This window comes from Vibrio aerogenes (assembly GCF_024346755.1).
In the GTDB taxonomy this organism is placed as follows: Bacteria; Pseudomonadota; Gammaproteobacteria; order Enterobacterales; family Vibrionaceae; genus Vibrio; species Vibrio aerogenes.
Genome location: NZ_AP024861.1, coordinates 1,109,894 through 1,130,372 on the forward strand (window position 1 = coordinate 1,109,894; position 20,479 = coordinate 1,130,372).

The 20,479-nt window shown below is 49.2% G+C and carries 19 protein-coding genes; 15 read left to right on the forward strand and 4 right to left on the reverse strand.

Annotated features, from left to right (window positions below):
- The first annotated feature begins 10 nt into the window (after window positions 1-10).
- From OCV29_RS05100 to OCV29_RS05160, 13 genes are all read left to right on the forward strand, one after another.
- A complete protein-coding gene (locus tag OCV29_RS05100) occupies window positions 11-1,345 on the forward strand; it encodes a type II and III secretion system protein family protein (RefSeq protein ID WP_073604741.1) in 1,335 nt (444 codons plus the stop codon).
- A complete protein-coding gene (locus tag OCV29_RS05105; protein ID WP_139281631.1) occupies window positions 1,342-1,875 on the forward strand; it encodes a hypothetical protein in 534 nt (177 codons plus the stop codon). The genes OCV29_RS05100 and OCV29_RS05105 overlap by 4 nt, the downstream gene beginning before the upstream one ends.
- Before the next feature lie 3 nt (window positions 1,876-1,878).
- Window positions 1,879-3,144 carry a chromosome partitioning protein ParA gene (locus OCV29_RS05110; RefSeq protein ID WP_073604717.1) on the forward strand — a complete coding sequence of 422 codons (1,266 nt, stop codon included), beginning with the start codon at window positions 1,879-1,881 and terminating at the stop codon, window positions 3,142-3,144.
- Entirely contained in the window at window positions 3,137-4,426 is a 1,290-nt protein-coding gene (locus OCV29_RS05115; protein WP_073604718.1) for a CpaF family protein, read from the forward strand. Before OCV29_RS05110 ends, OCV29_RS05115 begins: the two co-directional genes overlap by 8 nt.
- 8 nt (window positions 4,427-4,434) lie before the next feature.
- Window positions 4,435-5,361 (forward strand): type II secretion system F family protein, encoded by a 927-nt coding sequence (locus OCV29_RS05120; RefSeq protein WP_073604742.1) that lies wholly within the window; start codon window positions 4,435-4,437, stop codon window positions 5,359-5,361.
- Window positions 5,358-6,239, forward strand: a complete 882-nt coding sequence (locus OCV29_RS05125; protein ID WP_073604719.1) for a type II secretion system F family protein — start codon at window positions 5,358-5,360, stop codon at window positions 6,237-6,239. The genes OCV29_RS05120 and OCV29_RS05125 overlap by 4 nt, the downstream gene beginning before the upstream one ends.
- A gap of 61 nt (window positions 6,240-6,300) precedes the next feature.
- A complete protein-coding gene (locus OCV29_RS05130) occupies window positions 6,301-7,386 on the forward strand; it encodes a tetratricopeptide repeat protein (RefSeq protein WP_139281632.1) in 1,086 nt (361 codons plus the stop codon).
- Window positions 7,358-7,903 carry a TadE/TadG family type IV pilus assembly protein gene (locus OCV29_RS05135; protein WP_073604721.1) on the forward strand — a complete coding sequence of 182 codons (546 nt, stop codon included), beginning with the start codon at window positions 7,358-7,360 and terminating at the stop codon, window positions 7,901-7,903. Before OCV29_RS05130 ends, OCV29_RS05135 begins: the two co-directional genes overlap by 29 nt.
- The gene (gene tadF, locus OCV29_RS05140) at window positions 7,881-8,456 is read left to right on the forward strand and encodes a tight adherence pilus pseudopilin TadF (RefSeq protein ID WP_306345607.1); all 576 of its coding nucleotides are present in this window, start codon (window positions 7,881-7,883) and stop codon (window positions 8,454-8,456) included. The genes OCV29_RS05135 and tadF overlap by 23 nt, the downstream gene beginning before the upstream one ends.
- Window positions 8,457-8,458: 2 nt before the next feature.
- On the forward strand, window positions 8,459-9,823 hold the full coding sequence (locus tag OCV29_RS05145; protein WP_084193403.1) for a TadE/TadG family type IV pilus assembly protein: 1,365 nt from the start codon (window positions 8,459-8,461) through the stop codon (window positions 9,821-9,823).
- Between the two features lie 3 nt (window positions 9,824-9,826).
- Entirely contained in the window at window positions 9,827-10,540 is a 714-nt protein-coding gene (locus OCV29_RS05150) for an OmpA family protein (protein WP_073604723.1), read from the forward strand.
- A gap of 159 nt (window positions 10,541-10,699) precedes the next feature.
- On the forward strand, window positions 10,700-11,623 hold the full coding sequence (locus OCV29_RS05155) for a substrate-binding periplasmic protein (RefSeq protein WP_073604724.1): 924 nt from the start codon (window positions 10,700-10,702) through the stop codon (window positions 11,621-11,623).
- A gap of 186 nt (window positions 11,624-11,809) precedes the next feature.
- Window positions 11,810-13,000, forward strand: a complete 1,191-nt coding sequence (locus OCV29_RS05160) for a dienelactone hydrolase family protein (RefSeq protein WP_084193405.1) — start codon at window positions 11,810-11,812, stop codon at window positions 12,998-13,000.
- On the opposite strand, the gene OCV29_RS05165 is transcribed toward OCV29_RS05160, so the two are convergent.
- Window positions 12,984-13,172, reverse strand: a complete 189-nt coding sequence (locus OCV29_RS05165; protein WP_073604725.1) for a hypothetical protein — start codon at window positions 13,170-13,172, stop codon at window positions 12,984-12,986. The genes OCV29_RS05160 and OCV29_RS05165 overlap by 17 nt on opposite strands.
- A gap of 50 nt (window positions 13,173-13,222) precedes the next feature.
- On the reverse strand, window positions 13,223-14,539 hold the full coding sequence (locus tag OCV29_RS05170; RefSeq protein WP_084193406.1) for a DUF1593 domain-containing protein: 1,317 nt from the start codon (window positions 14,537-14,539) through the stop codon (window positions 13,223-13,225).
- Window positions 14,540-15,053: 514 nt separating this feature from the next.
- On the opposite strand from OCV29_RS05170, the gene OCV29_RS05175 reads away from it, so the two are divergent.
- A complete protein-coding gene (locus OCV29_RS05175) occupies window positions 15,054-16,403 on the forward strand; it encodes a pectate lyase family protein (RefSeq protein WP_073604726.1) in 1,350 nt (449 codons plus the stop codon).
- Window positions 16,404-16,633: 230 nt separating this feature from the next.
- Window positions 16,634-16,918, forward strand: coding sequence for a N(2)-fixation sustaining protein CowN (cowN, locus tag OCV29_RS05180; protein ID WP_073604746.1), 285 nt, complete (start codon window positions 16,634-16,636; stop codon window positions 16,916-16,918).
- Window positions 16,919-17,009: 91 nt separating this feature from the next.
- On the opposite strand, the gene OCV29_RS05185 is transcribed toward cowN, so the two are convergent.
- The gene (locus OCV29_RS05185; protein ID WP_084193407.1) at window positions 17,010-18,941 is read right to left on the reverse strand and encodes a carbohydrate-binding protein; all 1,932 of its coding nucleotides are present in this window, start codon (window positions 18,939-18,941) and stop codon (window positions 17,010-17,012) included.
- A 266-nt stretch (window positions 18,942-19,207) separates the two neighbouring features.
- On the reverse strand, window positions 19,208-20,143 hold the full coding sequence (locus OCV29_RS05190) for an endo alpha-1,4 polygalactosaminidase (protein WP_217653311.1): 936 nt from the start codon (window positions 20,141-20,143) through the stop codon (window positions 19,208-19,210).
- Window positions 20,144-20,479 lie beyond the last annotated feature (336 nt).

Below are 20,479 nucleotides of genomic sequence, written 5' to 3' on the forward strand. Positions count from 1 at the left end.
GTACGATTTGATACCACGTTATTCAGGGTTTCTGATCAAAATGCTGACCGGTTTACTGATGTCATGGCCGGTTATTGCCGCTTCTGTGATTTCTTTGCAGGAAGGGGAGGCGATCCCTGTTTCCAGCGGGCAGGAAATTGATACCGTGTTTATTGCCAATCCTGACGTGGCTGACTATCAGGTCATCGATCGCCATAAAATTGTGGTGTACGGCAAAGCGACGGGCAAAACCTCACTGATCGCCTTTAATGAAAATCATCAGGCCGTGATCAACCGGAAACTGGTGGTGAACCGTGACTTCTCTGAAGTGATACAGCAGATTCAGCGGCGCTTTCCCCGGAGCAGCGTTGAACTGTCAAATATCGGCAAACAGATCGTGCTTTCCGGGACGGTTTCCAGCCACGCTGAGAAAGATGGCATTTATGAGCTTGCCGGACAACTGCTGGGCAGAGATGCCAGTACACAAACATTTCAGCTGACCAGTGAAGAGGGAGAGCAGCAGAGTTCGGCTGCTTTTATGACCCGGCGGGTGTATCAGGGCATCATCAACCAGATCGAAGTGGCGCAAACCAAACAGGTGAATGTCAAACTTTCGGTTGCTGAAGTCTCCCAACAGTTTATGGAAAATTTTGGCATTCAGTTTGGCGACTCCGGCCAGACGGCCGGGGTCTTCGCCAATCCGATTCTCAATTTCAGTGCGGATGATCTGCTGACAACCATCACAGCGATCAATGATGACTCCGTCGGGCAGGTGCTGGCTGAGCCCAATTTGTCGGTCATTTCCGGAGAGAGTGCCTCGTTTCTGGTCGGAGGGGAAATTCCGGTCGTGACGGTGATTGATGGCAGTGTGAGCGTCCAGTACAAAGAGTATGGGGTGCGTCTGGAAATGCTGGCGAAGGTCCTGCGGGATGACAAAATCAAACTCTCCCTTCAGCCGGAAGTCAGCTCACTCGATACCCAGTACTCGAACGAAAATTATGATCTGCCGGCGCTGAAAACCCGCCGGGTCAAAACATCGATTGAACTGCGCAACGGTCAGAGCTTTGTTCTGGGCGGGCTGCTGAGTACTGAAGATGTCGAATCCCTGAAAAAAATACCCTATGTCGGGGATATTCCTCTGCTGGGCGCTTTGTTCCGGCATACAGAAACCTCCCGCAATAAGACCGAGCTGATTATCGTGGCAACGGTGAATCTGGTGCAGCCGGTTTCTCCCTATCAGATTCAGCTGCCTGCAATGCAAAGAACCAGCAATCTGTCGCGCTTTTTTGGCTTTCGCGACAAATATACCCCGGCAGTGACGAATGAAACCCGGCGGATACTGGCGACAGGAGGGTTCCGAAAATGATACGGACTATAGGGATGATGCTCATGATGATGGCTTGCTTTGGCTGTCAGCCACTGGTTGACAGTCACCAGGGCATTGATGTTGAGGTTTATCCGGTGATTTATCTGCTGTCTGTCCGCGCTGATTTTAAGCAGAACGACAGTGACATCCGGCAGGTGTGGCAACAGTTTCTGGCCCGGCATCAACGGGAGCTTTTCAATGGTTATCTGGACTTTCGCTATGCCGGAAAATCCGGAGAGAAAACAGCCCGGCGCTGGCGGGATGAACTGATTGCTTTGGGGGCCGATGCCACAAAACTTCAGCTTCTGCCGGACGCTGAGCCGGATGGGGTGGATTTGCAGGTCCGGTTGGTGGTGTATCAAACCGCCGTGCCGCTTTGTGATTCGCCAGGCGTGGGTGACTCAGAGCGATATCCAATGGGGTGTTTTGTCGACAGTGCCGGATGGTTATCGCTGGCACATCCGGAAGAGGCGTTACCCGGCTCTGTGCCATGGCATAAAAAAGCACAACAACGGAGACAGGGGCAATAAAAGATGCTGGATATTTTAGACTCTCTGAATAAGTTTGAGAAAAAAAACAAAGACGTGATTCATGTCTCCTGTGTCGCATTCGTTCAGAGTGACGAATGTCACCAGTTGATTGAAGAGGCTTTTCGCTTTGAAGGGATTGCGTTGCCGGGGTTTGTTGCCAATACCGACAATGAAATCCGGCGGCACGCCAGAGAGAAAAAGATTGATATCGCTCTGGTGGAGCTGAATCAGTCTCCCTGTGTGACCGAAGATATGAAACGGATTAGCCACTTACTGCCCAATGATGCCTCGGTGATTGTGATCGGGCAGGAAGATGCGATTTCAACCATTCGTAACCTGAAAGCGATGGGGTTTTATTATCTCTTCTGGCCGGTCACTAAACAGGAACTGATCGATTTTGTGAAAAATGTCCGGGATAACCGTATCCGGGAGGCCGGGCTGGGTAAAAAAAGAACCGCGAAGCGGATCGCCATCTGGGGATGTAAAGGCGGTGTAGGCGCTTCACTGCTGACCAGTGAAATTGCTTACAGCCTGTCTGATGAGCACCAGTCGAAATGTCTGGTGGTTGACCATAGTTACGACGACAGTAATTTAGATATTTATCTCAAACTGGAAGGGTTTGAGAGAAAAATGGCGGTGGTTGAAGGGTTTGGCAGTGAGCTGGATGATACCTACGCGATCAGTATGACCCGGAAAGTCAATCACATGCTTTCTTTATTATCGATAACCTCAGAGCAGCACCCGGAGCATGAAATGAAAGAATATACCCGGTTGCTGGAAGGGTTACTGTCAGAACATTACAACTTTTTGATTGAAGATTTATCCAGAGGCAATCAGAGCCGGCTGGATTTTCCTTACCTCAACAGTCATGCCGATACGGTCGTGATTGTACTGACACCACTGGTGTCTGCGGTGCGTCAGGCGAAAAAGGTGATGACGTTATTATCCGGTGAGAGTCAGACCCGCCATATTCTGGTTCTGAATCATTTGCATCAGTCCCGTCTCAGTGTCTTAAACCGGGCTGAAATTGAAGATTATCTGGGCGCAAAAATTGATGTTGAAATCCCGTTTGACCCTAAAATCGTCCGGCATATTCTCGATGGGGACTTTCTGACCAGTCTTCGTCTGGATATTTCAGCACCACTGCATCAGCTGACCAGTATGATTCTCGGAGAAAATGTACAGACAGCTTCATCAGGGCTGACAACCCGTTTATTCAATAACGGCCTGATGAAAAAACTGATCGGACGGAGTGTTGAAGATGGTTGAACATCATGCCCGTGGTCTGTTTATCTCACTGCGCCAGCAAATTTACGAAGCACTCGAAGCCGATGTGGTCAATACCCTGACCCGCGAGCAGCTCACGCAGCAGTTATCCAGTGCCATCGATGTGCTGATTGACCGGCAGGATTATTCCGTGGCAGCGGTTGTCCGGCGGGATTATGTCAAAAGTCTGGTGGATGAACTGCTGGGCCTTGGCCCTCTGCAACCGCTGATGGATGACGAATCCATTACTGACATCATGATCAATGGACATCAGCATGTGTTTATTGAGCGCAACGGACTGGTCGAGCAGTCGACCGCAAAATTTATCGATGAAGAGCAATTGCTGCAAATTGCAAAACGGATTGCCTCGCGCATTGGCCGCCGGGTCGATGATTCTTCCCCGACCTGTGATGCCCGGCTGGAAGATGGCAGCCGGGTGAATATTGTCATTCCGCCCATTGCGATTGACGGCACCTCGATTTCAATCCGGAAGTTTAAAAAACAGAGTATTGATCTGGAACAACTGGTGAGTTTCGGGGCAATGAGCCCCGAAATGGCGAAGTTGCTGATGATAGCTTCCCGGTGCCGGTTGAATATTCTGATTTCCGGCGGAACAGGATCCGGAAAAACCACCATGCTCAATGCGTTATCTCAGTTTATTTCAGAGAAAGAGCGCATTGTGACCATTGAAGACGCTGCTGAACTGCGTTTGCTGCAACCTCACGTCGTGCGGCTGGAAACCCGGACATCAGGCATTGAGGGCACGGGAGCGGTGAATCAGCGTGATTTGGTGATCAACTCGCTGCGGATGCGGCCGGACCGGATTATCGTCGGGGAATGCCGGGGCGGGGAAGCCTTTGAAATGTTACAGGCGATGAATACCGGCCATGATGGTTCGATGTCAACGCTCCATGCCAACACACCGCGGGATGCATTGGCGCGGGTAGAAGCCATGGTCATGATGGCGACTAATAACCTGCCGCTGGAAGCGATTCGCAGAATGATCATCAGTGCGGTTGATCTGGTGGTGCAAATCAGCCGTTTACATGACGGCAGCCGGAAGGTCATGAATATTTCCGAAGTCATCGGGCTGGAAGGAAACAATGTGGTACTGGAAGAAATTTTCCGGTTTGAACCCCTGCCGGGAGAGCCCGGTGCAGAAAAAGTGCATGGTGAGTTTGTTTCTGCCGGTTTGATGAAGCGTTCTGTACTGGTTGAAAAGGCCCGTTTCTTTGGTCTGGAAGGCAATCTGGATGCAATTTTTGGCTTTATGAGGGGGTCCTGATGACATCCCTGATGGCATGGCTCAGTTTGGTCTTTGGTGGCGTGTTGTTGCTGATTTTATCCCGTCCGGCCAAACATAAAAAGAAAACCAGCCGTTACCTTCAGGACTCAAAGTCCGTCAATGTGGATTCGATAGAATACAGCGCCAGTGTGGTGAATCTCAATGTCTTATCCGACGAAACCCTGTGGCAGAAGACAGAGCGGGTGGCGCGTAATCTTAAGAGACAGATTGGCAGTGGTGCGCCAGTCAAAATTATATTGTATATGGCTGTGTTGGTTGTCTTATCCGTGTATATCAATGATAACTTTTTACAACTCAGTCTGCTGCCGGTGTTACTGATATTTTTTACTGCCGGGTTCTGGTTTGCTGTTCAGTGGCTGCAAAAACGGGAGAAAGCTCAGTTTGATCAGGCGTTTCCTGACGCCCTGAATATGCTGGCCAGCTCTGTGAGTTCCGGTGAGAGTTTGATGCATGCGATTATCTTTGTCGGTCAGTCTCTGGATGGTGAAGTTGGCCGGGAGTTCCGGATCATGGGGGAACGGCTTCAGGTCGGGGAAAGCCCGGATCTGGTTTTCAGGAAAGCTTGTAAGCGTTTCCCTTATCCGGCGTTTCACTTTTTTGTGATTACCCTGCGGGCCAACATGCAGCGGGGCGGGCAGCTGCGGGAAATTATCACCCGGCTGAACCGGCTGATGTTTGAAGCCAGAGCGATCGAAAAAAAGAAATATGCATTAACTGCGGAGGCCCGGACTTCTGCCAAAATTGTTGGCGCAATTCCGTTCTTTTTCCTGTTCATGCTGCGCTATCTCAGCCCTGAAAACTATCAGTTTGTCATGTTCAATCCGGATGGCCGGTATATTTTGTATTACGTCCTGATCAGTGAAGTGATTGGTATTGGCATCGTCTGGAAACTGATGCGGGGGGTGGAATCATGAATCATCTTTATCCGGCGCTTTTTCTGGCCCTGATCGTCCTGGGCGCGATCATCTTACTGATTGTGTCCTGGCGGGAGAAAAAGCGGCAAATGGTGGATAAATACCTGCTTGAGCAAAAAGAAAAGGGCAAAGCGACCGAGAGTTTAATGGCATGGCTTGATCACGTCGTGCCGGCTTCTCTGGCACAAAATGAAGCAGAAATTAACCAGAAAATGATCAATGCCGGTGTCTATTCATTTGCTTATTCACACCTTTATTTGCCACTCAAGCTCAGTGTGATGCTGATTGGGTGCGGTGTACTTTTCTTCCTGTTTTACGTCAGGATGGAAACACACCTGATTGTCACCGTCAGTCTGCTGTCCTGCTGGGTGATTATCATTCTCATTGTACCGGATGCGGTACTGGATGCACGGGTTCAGGCTTATCGCCTGACGATTTCCCGTCGTTTACCTTATCTGATTGATTTAATTGCCGTCTGTGTGCAAACAGGGATGACCATTGAAGCTTCCATGAGTTATCTGGCAAAAGAGATGTCCGGGTTTGATCCCAAGCTGGCAAAGCTGGTCAGCCGGACCAATGAAAGGGCCCGTATTATTGGGCTGGATAAAGCGCTGGATGAATTATATGCACATATTCCGACCAGCGAGATGCGAAGTTTTGTGATGACCCTGAAACAGAGCCTGCAATACGGCTCATCGATTTATGAAACGCTGGTGACCCTTTCATCCGATATCCGGCAGGTGTCGATGCTGACGGTGGAAGAGAAAATCGGCAAACTGGCGGCGAAAATGTCCGTGCCGCTGATTCTGTTTATCATGTTACCGATCGTGATTCTGATCGCGGTCCCCGGCGTAATGAGGTTAATGTCTGGTGCCTGATTGTTGCAACACCTCGACTGTGAAATGCAGACTGGTGAAGCCGCGGCTGACGAGAGCTGGCTTGCGGAAAAAACTCACGCTCCTGAGCTGTGCCGTTTTACTGGCAGGATGTGCATCCGGCAGCCGCCCGTTGCCTGACCGGCAGCTTTCGGATGTAAACCGGCAGGAAAAAGTACTGATTGCGGCGAAAAACTATCCGGCGCTGATCGATTTTTATCAGGCCCGGTTACGGCAGGAAGAATCGGCGGTCTGGCGGGAAAAACTGGCAAAAACGTATCTTGACAGCCGCGATCCGGAATCGGCGTTGTTCACTCTGCGGCCCTTATTCATACAAGGGCTGAATGGCCAGTTCACTGATGGAAAACCAGCGGATGGCGAACGGACGAATGGCAAACGGACGCATGAACCTCAGTCTGATAGTGCGTATTGGAAAAATACCGCCAGACGTGAAAGCGGAAGCGGCCCCTGCTTCTTCGGTGAACTCTCTTCTTCCGGCCAGTCAGACGCTGAGCCGCTCCATGTTCAGACAAGGTTTCAAACCGGGCTTCAAAACAAATCTCAAAAAAGCTTTCAGAAAAGGCTGCAAACGCTGTCTGCCCGCTCACGGCTGATTGCCGCAAGTGCCTGCATGGATTTAGGCCAGGCAGCACCGGCGAAACAGTGGTTGATCAGTATTCTCCGGGATCCGGCAAATCAGGCGCATCCCGTGCCCGAAAGCGGAGAAACGGCCAATTTGCTGGGCATTATTGAAGCGCAGGCGGGCAACTACACACAGGCCAGAGACTGGTTTGTTCTGGCGCGGCGATATTTTTATGCGGATGCCAAGGTGAAAAATAATCTGGCGTTAATCGATATGCTGGAAGGACAGGACCAACAGGCCCTTCAGCGGCTGATGACCATCCCGGAACCGGATCAGGAAGACCCGCAGTTTCTGGCCAATTTGTTACTGGCCATGGCGAAAAATGGCCGGCTGGATTATCTCAAAAAGCATCTCAATCCGTCGCTGACGCAGCCCCAGATCAACATGGTTTATCAGGCGCTGCAACAGGCTGAAGTGATGCGCCCTTCAGCCGCAACGACCCCAACCAAATCTTTGCAGCCGGATACAGGAGGGACAGATGCAGCAGCGGTCTCAGTGGCGCATTAAGCGTCAGGCTTGCGGTATCGCCACGATTGAATTTGTGCTTGGTTTTATGGCTTTTTGGTGGGTGTGCATGGCATGGGTGGAAATGAGCTATATGTCGTATGTATCCGCTTTGTCGGATTATGCCGTCAGCGAAGCCGCCCGGATTGCCAAACTGGATGACTCGAATGACTGTCAGTCGGAAGGGTGTCAGACAGCTTACCTTCAGCTGTTTCAAAGTGCCTTGCAGGACCAGCAGTCATTATGGGCCCGGTTTATCGATACGTCAGATTTCACCTTTTCAATTCAGTATGTGAAAGATCAACAGGCGCTGGCACAGCTCGGAGACAATGATTGCACGGTGAATACCGGTGAATCTATCAAAGAATGTGGTACGGCGCATCACAGCACAATTGCGGTTTACCGGGTGAATTACCGCTATCAGCCGATGTTTAATTACTTCCTTGATTCGGCGCAGCTTTTTACCCGCGAAGCGATTGTGATACAGGAATATGAGCGTGACCAGTTTGAGTATGAATAATTTGAGTATGAATAAGATACAGCGGGGTAATTTCACCGTTGAATTTGCCATTATCGGGGTGGTGCTCAGCCTGCTGCTGACCTTCAGTGCCGATGTGATCGTCAAGCTGTCCGGTAAAGGGAAACTGGATCGGCTGTCTTATGCCATGGTGAATTTACTTAAAGAAAGAACTCAGCTCTATGAAGAGAATTATGTGCCGGATCAGGACAGTGTTGATCTGATTGTGACCATTGCGACTGGTTCCCTGCAACGCACGATGGGCCGGTTTAATCCGCTCAACTTTGGCTATCTGATTGAGTCGGTGACCTTTGATGCGCAACAGAATGCCACCTATACCACTTTTCCGTCGGGCACGGCGTCATTGAGCGGTATTCAGTGTGTCCTGCGGGAGCCGCTGAGTCAGATGACTTATCTGTCAAAGATGACGACATGGGGGCGGCGGTCCGCTTTGTACCGGGTGACGCTGTGTTACAACACAGACAACTGGATCGGGCAGTTACTCCATGTGGACTTTATCCGGATTCAGTCGGATGCCGTGAGTATCGGGAGGTAGCAATGCACAGCCGGATGATGACGCAGCGGGGACATGCCGCAATGCTGTTTGCCATGATGGTTCCTGTGTTGTCCGGGATCTTTATTCTGGGAACAGACGGGGCACGGGCACTGCAATACAAAGCGCGCATGATGGATGCCTCTGAGGCGGCTATTCTTGCAATTTCTGCGCATGCCGCATCCAATTCAGGGGAGCAGGGCAGTGATGAAAACCGGCAGATAGCAGCAGATTTTTACGCCGCATATTTTCCGGATCTCGGAATTGAAACCCCCGCCGATATGGCGCGCTTACAGGTTGTACGCCTCAACTGTGAGCAGATTGATGCTTGCCGGAATAGTGACGGACCCCGTTTCTTTCAGTATCAGCTGTCTGCCCGGCTGTCATTTCCCAGCTGGTTTCCCGGCAATGATGCCATTGTCGGGTTTGGTGAAACCATTGATGTATCCGGTGACAGCACTTCGCGCAAGTATCAGAGTAATGCCATCGATGTGATGCTGGCAGCAGATTTTTCCGGCTCAATGGACGATTACTGGGATGGGGGAACAAAGAGAAAATATCAGGATTTGATTGATATCGTCCTCGATGTGGCTGATGAACTGGATGCATTTAACTCGCTGAATATACCCGGTAAAACCAATACGCTCGGTATTGCGCCTTACAGTCATTATGTGCGTCGAAGAGCTGGAAGTGAGCGGTGTAATAACAAAAGACGCACTATATCGCAGGGATTAGGACATGTTGAGCATTTGAGGTTTCAACGGAACAGACAGGTCGATTATCCAGACACCATCTCCAAAATGCAGACTTTGCCTTATACTGAGGATGATATATGTGCAGTTAATTACTCTACTGTAGGTTATTTTCATAGTATTCCGCTAACCCACTATATCAATTCTGGTCACAATAATGCCGAATCATTTATCACTCAAATAAGACGTTTCTGGCCAAAAGGTGGAACAGCATCTTATCTTGGATTGATTGAGTCATACAAGTTACTGCAATCAGGAACGAACAGTAAAAAATTACTGATTATTTTATCTGATGGTGTGGACACCGGAAATTATACTCCAATAGGTAGAACCGGCCCCAGATGGACCAGAGAGTGGAGAAATACTTATGCTGGTATTGGTAACCATTTAGTGATCGACTACGGTTTGTGCGAAAAAATTAAGAGCAACCTGTCAGTTGACGGGGATACAGCTGAAATTTACATGATCGGTTTTGATTATCAGCAGGGAAAGACGAATACAGCTTTAGATGAATGTGTTGGTGAAGATAACATCTTCTATGCCAGGAATAAAACGGAAATACTGAACCGGATTTTGTCACTGGTTGCTGAAGAAATTGGTCATTTAAAACAGGAGTAAAACATGTTGAATTTGTTCCGGCTGCTGATGATGGCAGGATGCCTGTTTGTCACGGTTTCGTCTGTTGCCGGGGAACAGGACAATCACCTGGTCCGGTTTTGTGACAAACCGGGATTGACCGTGAAAGAAGAAATTTACGACGGTGACGCCGTCCGGGTTTCTTTACACCGGGGGACCCGAATGCGCATGGTTGCCGGGGGGCATTCTTCTGTCCGGGAGCAGCTGGCGGATGAACTGAAACATCTCGGGGTGACTCAAACATGTGCGTCATATTTTCTCGCTCAAGGCCGCTCGTCAGAGGGGGTCTCACCTGAAAAGCCATTACCAGAGAAGCTATCACCAAAGGCGCTATCACCAAAGACGCTATCCCTTCAAAAAGAGAAGGGAAACACGGCGGGCCGGGTGTATTTTCATTTTGACAGCCATATGCTCACGCCTGCTTCTGTGGCGGTGCTTGACCGTTTGCTGGCGAAGATTCAGGCAGACAGCCGGATTGTACTGGCAGGGAATACGGATGCAACTGGTCCGGATGGCTATAATTTTTCACTGGGACTCAAACGGGCTGCATCGGTCCGGCGTTACCTGACGCAACATCATATTGACAAGAAACAGACGCAGGTTATCAGTTATGGTGAAAATCATCCGGTTGCGGGGAATTCATCTTCGCAGGGACGTCAGCAGAACCGGCGGGTTGATATTGTTGTTTATGAACAGTGACCTGCGGTAAGAATGGATGGTTAAATCTCAACAAAACCATGTGTTTATTATGGATAAATGGGTTAAAAATGAATGCGTTGCGTCATAGTTTTTACTCGTCGTATTTGCTGTTTGGTAAGCGGTTTTTCATACTTGTATTGAATGAAAATCAATCACCTTATGTGGGTAAGGTCTGAAGTTCCGGGGGATATTCTGAACAAACGCAGCCTGATTATCCTGTTTTTGATGCTTTGCCAGTATGCCTTTGGTGCGCCTGCTTTTGCGTCAGCCATCTCTGAGGCAACTTCTGAGCCGGTCATTGTTTCGACAGTGAATTACCCGCCTTATATCTATCCGGAACAGTTGCTCCCCCTTGGCTATGGTCTGGGCAGAGATATTGTGAGTGAATCTTTTGCGCTGGTGAATCTTCCGGCTGAGTTTCAGGTTTTGCCCATGTCGAGAAATGTCTGGTCGCTGAGGGAGGGGCGGGTGAATGCGAATCTCGGTGTCTCCGGCTGGTTTCAGGCGGATGGGATGTCAGCGCAGATTGACAATGTTGACATTCTGAACATGAATTTCGTTTTATTCTATAAACGTCAGCGCTTTCCGGATGGTTTCTCCTTCAGTCAGTTATCCGGCTTATCGCCCTATACAATTGGCAATGTCCGTGGCAGTGCCACGACCCGGATTGTGGAACGGGCGGGTCTGAATGTCTCGTATGCCAGCCGGATTGTTCAGAATCTGAGAAAACTGGAAGCAGGACGAATCGACTTTGCGATTGCCGTTGATCTGGCAGGATGGCAGATTATTCATGAGCATTTTCCGGATAAAATGCATGAGTTTGCCACGATTAAACAGCCGATTCTGACCGTGCCGCTGGCCGTGATTTTCAGAAAAGAAGATCAGGTGTTGAAAGACAAATTCATCCACGGATTTCAGCAGCTCATCGCCAGTAAACGTTACATTCAGATTCTGCAAAAGTATTATCATCATGTCCGTATTGACAGACAGGATATTCCCCGATCCGTTTATGCTCAGTTTGATGATTCCTGTCCTGAACTGACCGATCTCCTTGACGGAGAAGATTCACTGACACGGCAGTAAATATTTCCTTTCATCGTTTTTGTACCCCGGCAACCTGAAAAGACAACCTGGCTGGTATTTCATACAAATGTGAATGGTGCTGGTTGCATGGTCTTATTTACAGTCTGAACTGTTATCCATCTCTGCGTATCTTTATTCAACGACATTTATAATCAAAATGAAATCACGTTTTAAAAAGGTAATGATATGAAATGGAAAGGTTTACTCTGTGCCGCCTGTCTGCTCGCTGGTGTATCCGGGATTCAGGCTGCACCAGAGAGTGATTATCAGCATCAGGCGCTGACGAAGGATATGTTGCCGGTCTTTTATCCGGCTTTGAAGCAGCAGATGACTTACCCGATGTCATGGCTCAGCGGGCATTTCAGAAATTTTGACCAGTGGCGGCATGAAGCCCGCAAACAGCTGCGTCAGGCTTTGCTGACGCCGGATTCCCATGTCGATTTTCAGCCTGAAGTGCTCGATACCATCGACCGGGGCAGCTATGTCGGTTATCAGCTGGCATTCAATCTGACCGATGAAAGCCGGGTTTCTGCGCTAATGCTGGTACCGAAGACGAAAGGCCGGCATGCTGCTGCGATTTTGTTACATGACCACGGCGCAAAATTTGATATCGGTAAAGAAAAAATGATCAAACCCTGGGGCGATGAACAGAAACTGGCCTCCGCGCAGGCGTGGTCAGATAAATTCTTCACCGGACGGTTTGTCGGTGACGAAATGGCCAAACTCGGATATGTGGTGATTGCGGTCGATGCGCTGGGCTGGGGAGATCGTGGTCCGATGGCTTATGAAAAGCAGCAGGCACTGGCCAGTAACTTCTTTAATCTGGGACGTTCACTGGCGGGGAATATGGCTTATGAGGACATGCGGGCGTTTGATTTTCTGGCATCCCGGCCGGAAGTCGACCCGGAGCGGGTTGCGATCGTCGGTTTCTCGATGGGCTCATACCGTGCATGGCAACTGGCGGCATTACGTCCGCAGGCCGCTGCAACGGTTGCGGATTCATGGATGGGGACTTATGAAGGGCTGATGACACCGGGAAATAATGTATTGCGGGGACAGTCCGCGTATTACATGATGCATCCGGGATTGCCGCAGCTGATGGACTTTCCGGATATTGCCGGGATAGCGGCACCCAAGCCGATGCTGGTGTTTAATGGCGGTCAGGACAAACTTTTCCCGCATGCTGCTGTAGAACAGGCGTATCAGAAGCTGCATCAGATCTGGCGCAGTCAGCATGCGGAAAACCATCTGGTGACCAAAGTCTGGCCGAAGCTCGGGCATGTATTTTATAAAGCGCAACAGCTCGAAGCATTTGACTGGCTCAAACAGTGGGTTCATCCGGAGCTGGTTCAGCAGCAGGTTAGTTCTGAACATTGATAATCACGCGTTTGTAGCGGGTCAGTCTGGGGCTGCCGTGATCGGTGACTGCAAGAATGATAGGCATGGTGCCGGTGCCCGGTTGATTGACCCGTTTGGCTTTGACGGTCAGCCAGGCTTTGGCCTGATCGGCATTGTTGATGTTGAGTTTGACGCCACTGTCAGAACACATCAATCCTGAGTTGGGGGATGACCGGTGACCACCGGTCTGTGATCAATCCGTTATTTGGGTCCGGCACAACGACGCATACTGGCAGCAAAGTCTTCGAGAAATTCATGCCGCCACCTACTGACGGTTTTGGCTCCCTGATGTTCTCCTTCAGCCAGCTGTGGATCCGGATTATCAGTCCACCAGTCAGGGTAGCGGGGCGAAGGTTCAGTGCTCCGTTCTGCTGGCGGCTGGAATGAAGTAAAACTGCCGGTTTGACCATTGAGTTCCGGAATCTCACTTTCAACCGAATAGTGATTCAGCGTGGCTTTTTTCGGGCAACACCGGAAGCACATCGCTTCACCATTCCAGTAACCGGGCAACCGCTGATTCTCAAACTTCAGATAAGATGCCATTTCACGGTTGCCGGGATTGGCAGTCAGCCTGAATTCAACCACACTGAAACGCTCGACCCGGTCAGCTGCGGTCGTCAGATGATCAAACACGACGTGAGGCCGTGCCCATGCCCGGACAAACTGTCCGCCCCAGCCGGGAGATGATGGATCTGAAGTGTCATTATTTAATACCCAGGCGACAGAAGGCGTGTCTCCCATCTTTATTTTTCCACCCAGCTTGGTTGCGAAGTATTGTCCCAGCATCCCATAGGGGGCGACATGCTGTGTGACGAAGCCGGTGTTGCCGAGATCATCACTTTGGTCGCCGCCGGTAAACCAGCCGCGATAGGTTGAGTTGGCTTCAATCATATTCAGGGCCGGGAAATGGTCGGCAATGTATTGATAGGCATCGGCGGACCACTTCTTATTGGGACCGCCGATGTAATAAACCCTGAGTCCGGGCAGAATATCCGGTGCATCATGCAGCGCCTGCGCTAAATCATCGATGCCTCCCCAGACCAGGACATGCAAAGGGCGTGGATCCGGCTTGCGGGCACATTGCACGATCAGCTCAGAACCTTCCGTGCTTTGACCAAATCCGGCATAGCCCTGGGAGGGCACTGAACCTTGCTTCGTGATTTGTCGCAATGCGGCCGGGGCCGGATAGTTTGAAGACCACGTTTTCAGGTTCGGATAGTCCTGTGCATAGATGTCGATCACATCCAGAATATCCTGTTTTCTTCCCGGCCCAAACGGGGACGAAATCAGCCCTTCAATGTCAATTCTGTCAGCACTGACCAGCAGGTGAACCATGGATTGAAAATCATCCGGATCGGTTCCCCCGACATCGGTTGAAACGATCACTCGTCGTCTGGAAGTCATCGCCGGGATGCTTTGAGACAGGCCGGATGCCAGAGAGTATCGTGGCATCATGGCTGAAATCACTGTTGAAAAAGACAGCGCCATCCCACCGGCTATCAGGTGACGGCGTGTCATATTTGTTCCTGATGAGTTTTGTTGCAGTTGATTGATATCTCTCTTTTTCATGGTTTGGTTCTCTGTCGGTGCCGGAAATGGCAGACACCTTCATCAGCGGGTCATCATCCGGTATTTGTTATCGATAGGGATATAGCATATTGATTTAAAATATATTATCTTAAAAATAATTGTTGCATATAAAAAACGCATCTAATGTGACTTGATGCATAAAATATTTTATTTGTATCATCTGACTGATATTCATTCACTCAATAAACGCTGTTGCTAACGAATTTATTTATAAGTTGAATCAATAGGAAAGGGGCAATCACATAACAATAGTTAGATATGCATTATAGTGCTCATGGTTGATTATTATCCACTTGGAATAATCAATCCGATCAGAATAAATATTCGAATCTGAATTCAATAACGGAAAGAGACGGGTTTTGATCCTCAGAGATTGCACAGGCGCCAGACTCTTTCAATCAATTTGTTGATGACAAATTGATACACAGCAAAATGGTGAATTATGAAACAACTAACACGTTTATTGATGATACCGGCTACGGTGGTTTGTGGTGGTTTACTCAGCACTTCTTATACATACGCAGCCTCATGTTCAACCGATATCGAAAGCTGGTCTAACGGCTATCAAATGGAAATTAAGGTGAACAGCGAAAGCAGCAATTTATCTGCATGGAAAGTTCAGCTGGACTTTAAACAGTCACCGGAAATTACCAATAAGTGGAATGCAAATTTCTCCGTGTCCGGCAAAAAAGTGATTGCCTCGAATCTGGACTGGAATGGTTCCGTTCAGGCCGGTGACAGTACGTCATTCTTTATTCAGGGCAGCCACTCCGGAACTGCACCAACGGCTTCCTGTAAAGTACTCAGCACCAGCTCTGATTCTTCAGGCGGAAATGATGACAATGGTGATAATGGTGACACGGGGGGGAATGATGATAACTCAGGTTCTTCAACCTGCCCGGTCAAACTCTACGGCTGGGGAAATAATACCACCGGAGGTGGCAACGCAACACCACAGGTCGTGACTTCTTTATCTGAGCTGAGAACACTGGCAAAAGACAGTACACCGCGTGTTCTGAAACTTTCCGGGACCTTTACTACCGGCGACTCCCCGATTGAAATCGGCAGCAACAAAACCCTGATTGGCGTGGATAAGAACGCGACGATTAAAGGGGGCATCAACATCAAAAATAAATCCAACATTATTGTCCGGAATCTGAATATTCTTGGTGCAGGCAAAAACAATAAGCCGGTTGATACCATTGCATCCCGTGGTTCGGAAAATCTGTGGTTTGATCACCTGAATCTGACTGATGCAGCGGATGGCCTGCTGGATTTAACCCGCGGCACCGATAAAGTCACTGTTTCCTGGAACAAATTCTCTTATACCGATTCCGGCAATGGTCACCGGTTGGCTTTCCTGATTGGTGGTGGCTCAACTCATGGTGATACGGACACCGGTAAAAACAATGTCACTGTTCACCACAACTGGTTCGGTAATCTGGTTGATCAAAGAATGCCTCGTCTCTTGTTTGGTAAAGGCCATGTCTATAACAACTACTATTCTGCCACAGGCAACTCCTACGCGGTTGGCACAGGGTCATGGGCTTCTGCGCTGATTCAGAATAACTATTTCGATGGCGTGAAGAATCCGCACCGCTTCCAGGATAGTAATCCGTCTTATATCAAAGCCAGTGGTAACACTTATCACAACACTTCCGGTAAAAAAGAAACCGGACACGGCGGCAGTGGCAGTAATCCACCTTCTGAATGGACACCGTCTTACAGCTACTCGCTGGATAACGCATCCAAAGTTCCTGAGTTAGTGAAAGGTTGCGCAGGACCACAATAATCTGATCTGAAAGGATCACTGATCCGGCCCCGCATCGTTTTTCTGTGCGGGGTTTTTTGATGCAGGAATATGACAACCGGTTGGACAGGATTGTCATCAATATGACAATCCTGCTGACAATCAAGCCCGTGCGAACAAAAACAATAAAATTATGCTATTTAATTCAGTGGCTTATTATCAGGAACATAAATTGCTGTCACTTGTTTTTCTTATTTTTTGTTGAGGAAGCAATGACAGCACCGGAGACTGATCGCTATATCTCATTTTGTAATATTGATTGCGATAAAAATGCGGACCAACTCATTCAGATGTTGAATGAACACCTGCAGGCCAGCCATGGCGGAGAAAAATGGCTGCAATATTTCCATCACAAGCTTGAGGAGCAGCAACAAAGAGCGCACGATAATCTGCACTTTATCGGTAATCAGCTGAATATGCTGTATAAATACTTCGAAGAATGCCGGGATGAACAGGCGTCTGCACTACTTTATCAGATAGAACAGGAGTGTTGTTGAGGCATGGGGCTGAGGCAGGGAATATCCCTGCACGGCGGCGCCATACAGGGTATCTTTTCGCTCACGTTTTATACCGGAAGGAAATCACCTGTTATTTGAAGGAAATCGCATCCGGCCGGATGGCCTGATCTTTCCCTGAGAAATAAATCCGCAGATTCGCCATGCCAGCAGGCAGCTTCACGCCGGTGACCAGTGTGAGGGTGCTCCACTTGCCGTGGGTTGCCGGCAGTGAAACCTGACCGGTCAGATCCTGCTTGCCCAGCATGATTTTTATCTTGCTGCCCGAAGCCAGTCCCTGATAAGTCAGGTTGATGGTATAGGTACCGGCTGATGTCACCTCAACGGTGTATCCCAGCCATTCACCGGCGTTCACCTGTCCGACGTAAGTTCGACCTTGCACCTGATAGAGATCAACCCCTTCATCCGGACGATAGGCACCACCATGATTTTGCGGATCGCTGTCATGATAAGTATGCCCTTCACCCCCGGTTGCAAACTGATCGAAATCTTCAGCTTCGATGGTGCCGGGAATGAGATGCGTCTGATAAACCAGCTGATTGTTCTGTTGATTGAGCTGCACCGGATCTCCGGGACTCATGGGGGCACGGCGTTCTGTCAGTCCGCCCCAGCCCGGATGATCGACCTGCGTACCCGCGCGTTCGTAATAACCGGTTTTATCGATAGAAAGCTGCCATGCCCGTTCGGTCCAGAGGTATTTGTCTTGATCAAGGCCCAGCCGATCACGATAGTGACCCAGTGCCATCTCTCCTATCGGTGCTTTTTCTGCGTAGACCATGGTGCCGCGGGATGTTTTGGCCGTTGAGTTTTCAAAATACGGGTTGATTTCTTTGGAATACCAGCGGCCGCTGCGGTCCTTTTTCTGTAAAAATTCACCGTTTTGCGCCGTCGGCTCCCAGGGGATTGGCTGGTCATCATACTTGTGAACATAGGAAAGATTGTATTTGTAGAAATACTCAAGTCCGGACAGAATCCGGTGATTGAGAAAACCGTACAGATCATCTCCCTGATTCCAGGCCATTTCTGCCATGGTGACTAAAATACTGACACCTAACAGCGCGTGTCCCTGATCGCGGGAACTTTCCTGTCCCTGACCATTTGGCCAGATATAGTGGCTGATTTGTTCATTAAAGCCATAGTCATCTGCTGCGGAATCGGGCGTTCTGATTTTATATTCATCAAAAAACTCAGTGGTTTTATCGGGTTTGTCTGAGACCTTAAAAGGGCCCGCCTGATAAGGCAGATCATCATCCGGATGAGATTCGCCTTTCAGATAACGCAGTGCCCGCTGATACATGGTGTGATTATCAAGAAAAATCCCCATCGCCATTATCCCCCGGAAACCGAATAATCCCTGATTGCCATGACGCCCCGGATCACCGTTATACATATTCCAGTAAAAGGTGACCTGCTGCTGTTTGATGGCTTTTTCCGGCACGGTTGTTGTTGAATAACCGGGATAAACCAACATGTCCGAAAATGCCTGAATATCGGCTGGTTTCCAGCCGCTGTAAGTGGCTTTGATGATTTCCGCGCCTTCCAGCATCTTCCAGATCACCCGCCCGGCATCCAGCGAACGGGTACCGCCGGACTTCAGCCCGGTCAGGTGGCTCCAGCTGTTAAAAATCTCAACCGCTTTCTCTGCATGGCAGGTTTCCCCGGTAATCGCCCAGAGCAGCGCATTATGGTAGGCCGCCATCCCATCATATTTAAATTTGTCATAATTATTGCGGTTGGTGGCATCAAGCGTGGTGATACTTTGACTTCCCCTGACCTTGTAGTCACACCGGCCAAAACTGTTCACATTGTTCAGCCGTGTGAAGCTTGAAATCCAGGGTTCTTTTTTCTGTTTCACCATGTATTTCATCCGCTCCAGATCGGATAATTTATGAGAAAGACCGGGGTGGACAAACCCTTCTTTGAGAGATTGACTGACGTTTTGAGCCTGTGCGGGCAGTAAACTGCTGCATACCAGAGGAATCAAAACCTGACTGACTAATTTCATACATCTACGACCTTTTGTTGTGATATACCCAGTTGATCCACATCATCTGAAGAGATTGCTCATCAATTGATTGCAAATATATTGATTTGCACCGGAAAAGATGGCGATCAGATGATCTGGATTGGTAAGACATTGGATAACATTTGTACAAAATGTTTCAGACGAATGATGATTTTCTGGAGATATATTCAGAATCAGGCGATGAATCGCCTGATTCTGCTGTACGCTTCAGGGGGATGGAAGACCGGGTTTACGCAAGACCAGATTTACGGACAGGCCACCATATTCTGCCCGTCAAGCGTATAGTCCGGTTTCCACAGACCGGTAATGCCGGTTTGCCGGAAATAAGGACAGGCGGTATTACGGAACTCATAGCGGCTGATTTCTCCGTCTGAGCCATCCTGATAATATTCAAGGTTAAACACCGCCTTTTCATCACTGAGAAAAGTATTTTCATACACGCTGCACTCATTGTAAGCGAAGCACTGCTCATTGACGGCAAAGTCAAAATGAGTCACCAAAGTGTCCAGCTGGTTGAGATCGTTTTTCAGGCCGATACTTAAATCCCGTTTGTGGGCCTCTTGAGCCAGCCAGATATTATAAGACAGCTGATCGGCATAGCTGATCAGGCCATGGGTTTCATCTGTATTGGTGTATGCGTCGATATTGTCCGGGTCGACAGCATCACATCCTGCATCCCGGGCGAGATCCAGCCGGGCGATTATCACGGGCTGGATGATGTTTTCCAGCGCGGTTTGATCCCCTATATTCAGCCAGGTTTCACCCGGCCGGTCCTGCAGCGCGCCATCGGGAATCAGTGCATCATCTGTCAGCTGGCTGGCATCGTCCCGCCAGTCCTCTTTGGTTCCGGCGCTGAAATAACAAATCACTTTCTTATTTTGCTGCTTCAGCCGGTCAATTACACTGTTGCTGCCTGCTGCACCATCAAATAAGTCCACTTCATAAACCGGTATAGCCGCATCAATACTGAGCTGATCAAGATTTTGCAGCTGAATATGCCAGCTGGTGCCGGGGGTGGGTGTCCAGTATGCCGGCAAAGTGGTGTCTGTGTCATCGTCATCCGAATCGCCGATATTGATGTTCAGATAACAGGCCGACAGGCTTGGTAATACCACCAGCCACATTGCCACGGTTTTCAGGCGTCTGCGGCTGGCAGCGTCCTTTAAAAGTTGATACAGCATAAATCTTCCCTGCATGATTGCTCAGATCTCTGGTGTTGAGTATGGCCTGAGTTGTATTTACGGACCGGGTTATATGTACGGACCGGTTTGTAAGTACGGACTAAGTTGTATGTACGGACTAAGTTGTACGGACTGAATTGTAAGTGTGGCGCGGAGGATAACGCAATAGTGTCAGCGTCGTATCGGCTTGTTGTCAGCACTATCATAGGTATATGGGCTGGTATCGGTGAGTGATGACAGATATTTGTAGGGTGACGCGGGTTTTAAAAGAGTTTTTCGCTACATCTTAGATGTAATTGTAATAATGTTTACATATTAATGTGCTTGTGGTCACAA

Excerpts from the sequence above, each read along its gene's own strand:
- OCV29_RS05105 (WP_139281631.1), top strand. The coding sequence starts at position 1,342 with ATGATACGGACTATAGGGATGATGCTCATGATGATGGCTTGCTTTGGC.
- OCV29_RS05110 (WP_073604717.1), top strand. The coding sequence starts at position 1,879 with ATGCTGGATATTTTAGACTCTCTGAATAAGTTTGAGAAAAAAAACAAA.
- OCV29_RS05115 (WP_073604718.1), top strand. The coding sequence starts at position 3,137 with ATGGTTGAACATCATGCCCGTGGTCTGTTTATCTCACTGCGCCAGCAA.
- OCV29_RS05125 (WP_073604719.1), top strand. The coding sequence starts at position 5,358 with ATGAATCATCTTTATCCGGCGCTTTTTCTGGCCCTGATCGTCCTGGGC.
- OCV29_RS05135 (WP_073604721.1), top strand. The coding sequence starts at position 7,358 with ATGCAGCAGCGGTCTCAGTGGCGCATTAAGCGTCAGGCTTGCGGTATC.
- OCV29_RS05145 (WP_084193403.1), top strand. The coding sequence starts at position 8,459 with ATGCACAGCCGGATGATGACGCAGCGGGGACATGCCGCAATGCTGTTT.
- OCV29_RS05150 (WP_073604723.1), top strand. The coding sequence starts at position 9,827 with ATGTTGAATTTGTTCCGGCTGCTGATGATGGCAGGATGCCTGTTTGTC.
- OCV29_RS05155 (WP_073604724.1), top strand. The coding sequence starts at position 10,700 with ATGTGGGTAAGGTCTGAAGTTCCGGGGGATATTCTGAACAAACGCAGC.
- OCV29_RS05160 (WP_084193405.1), top strand. The coding sequence starts at position 11,810 with ATGAAATGGAAAGGTTTACTCTGTGCCGCCTGTCTGCTCGCTGGTGTA.
- OCV29_RS05165 (WP_073604725.1), bottom strand. The coding sequence starts at position 13,172 with ATGTGTTCTGACAGTGGCGTCAAACTCAACATCAACAATGCCGATCAG.
- OCV29_RS05170 (WP_084193406.1), bottom strand. The coding sequence starts at position 14,539 with ATGACACGCCGTCACCTGATAGCCGGTGGGATGGCGCTGTCTTTTTCA.
- OCV29_RS05175 (WP_073604726.1), top strand. The coding sequence starts at position 15,054 with ATGAAACAACTAACACGTTTATTGATGATACCGGCTACGGTGGTTTGT.
- cowN (WP_073604746.1), top strand. The coding sequence starts at position 16,634 with ATGACAGCACCGGAGACTGATCGCTATATCTCATTTTGTAATATTGAT.
- OCV29_RS05185 (WP_084193407.1), bottom strand. The coding sequence starts at position 18,941 with ATGAAATTAGTCAGTCAGGTTTTGATTCCTCTGGTATGCAGCAGTTTA.
- OCV29_RS05190 (WP_217653311.1), bottom strand. The coding sequence starts at position 20,143 with ATGCTGTATCAACTTTTAAAGGACGCTGCCAGCCGCAGACGCCTGAAA.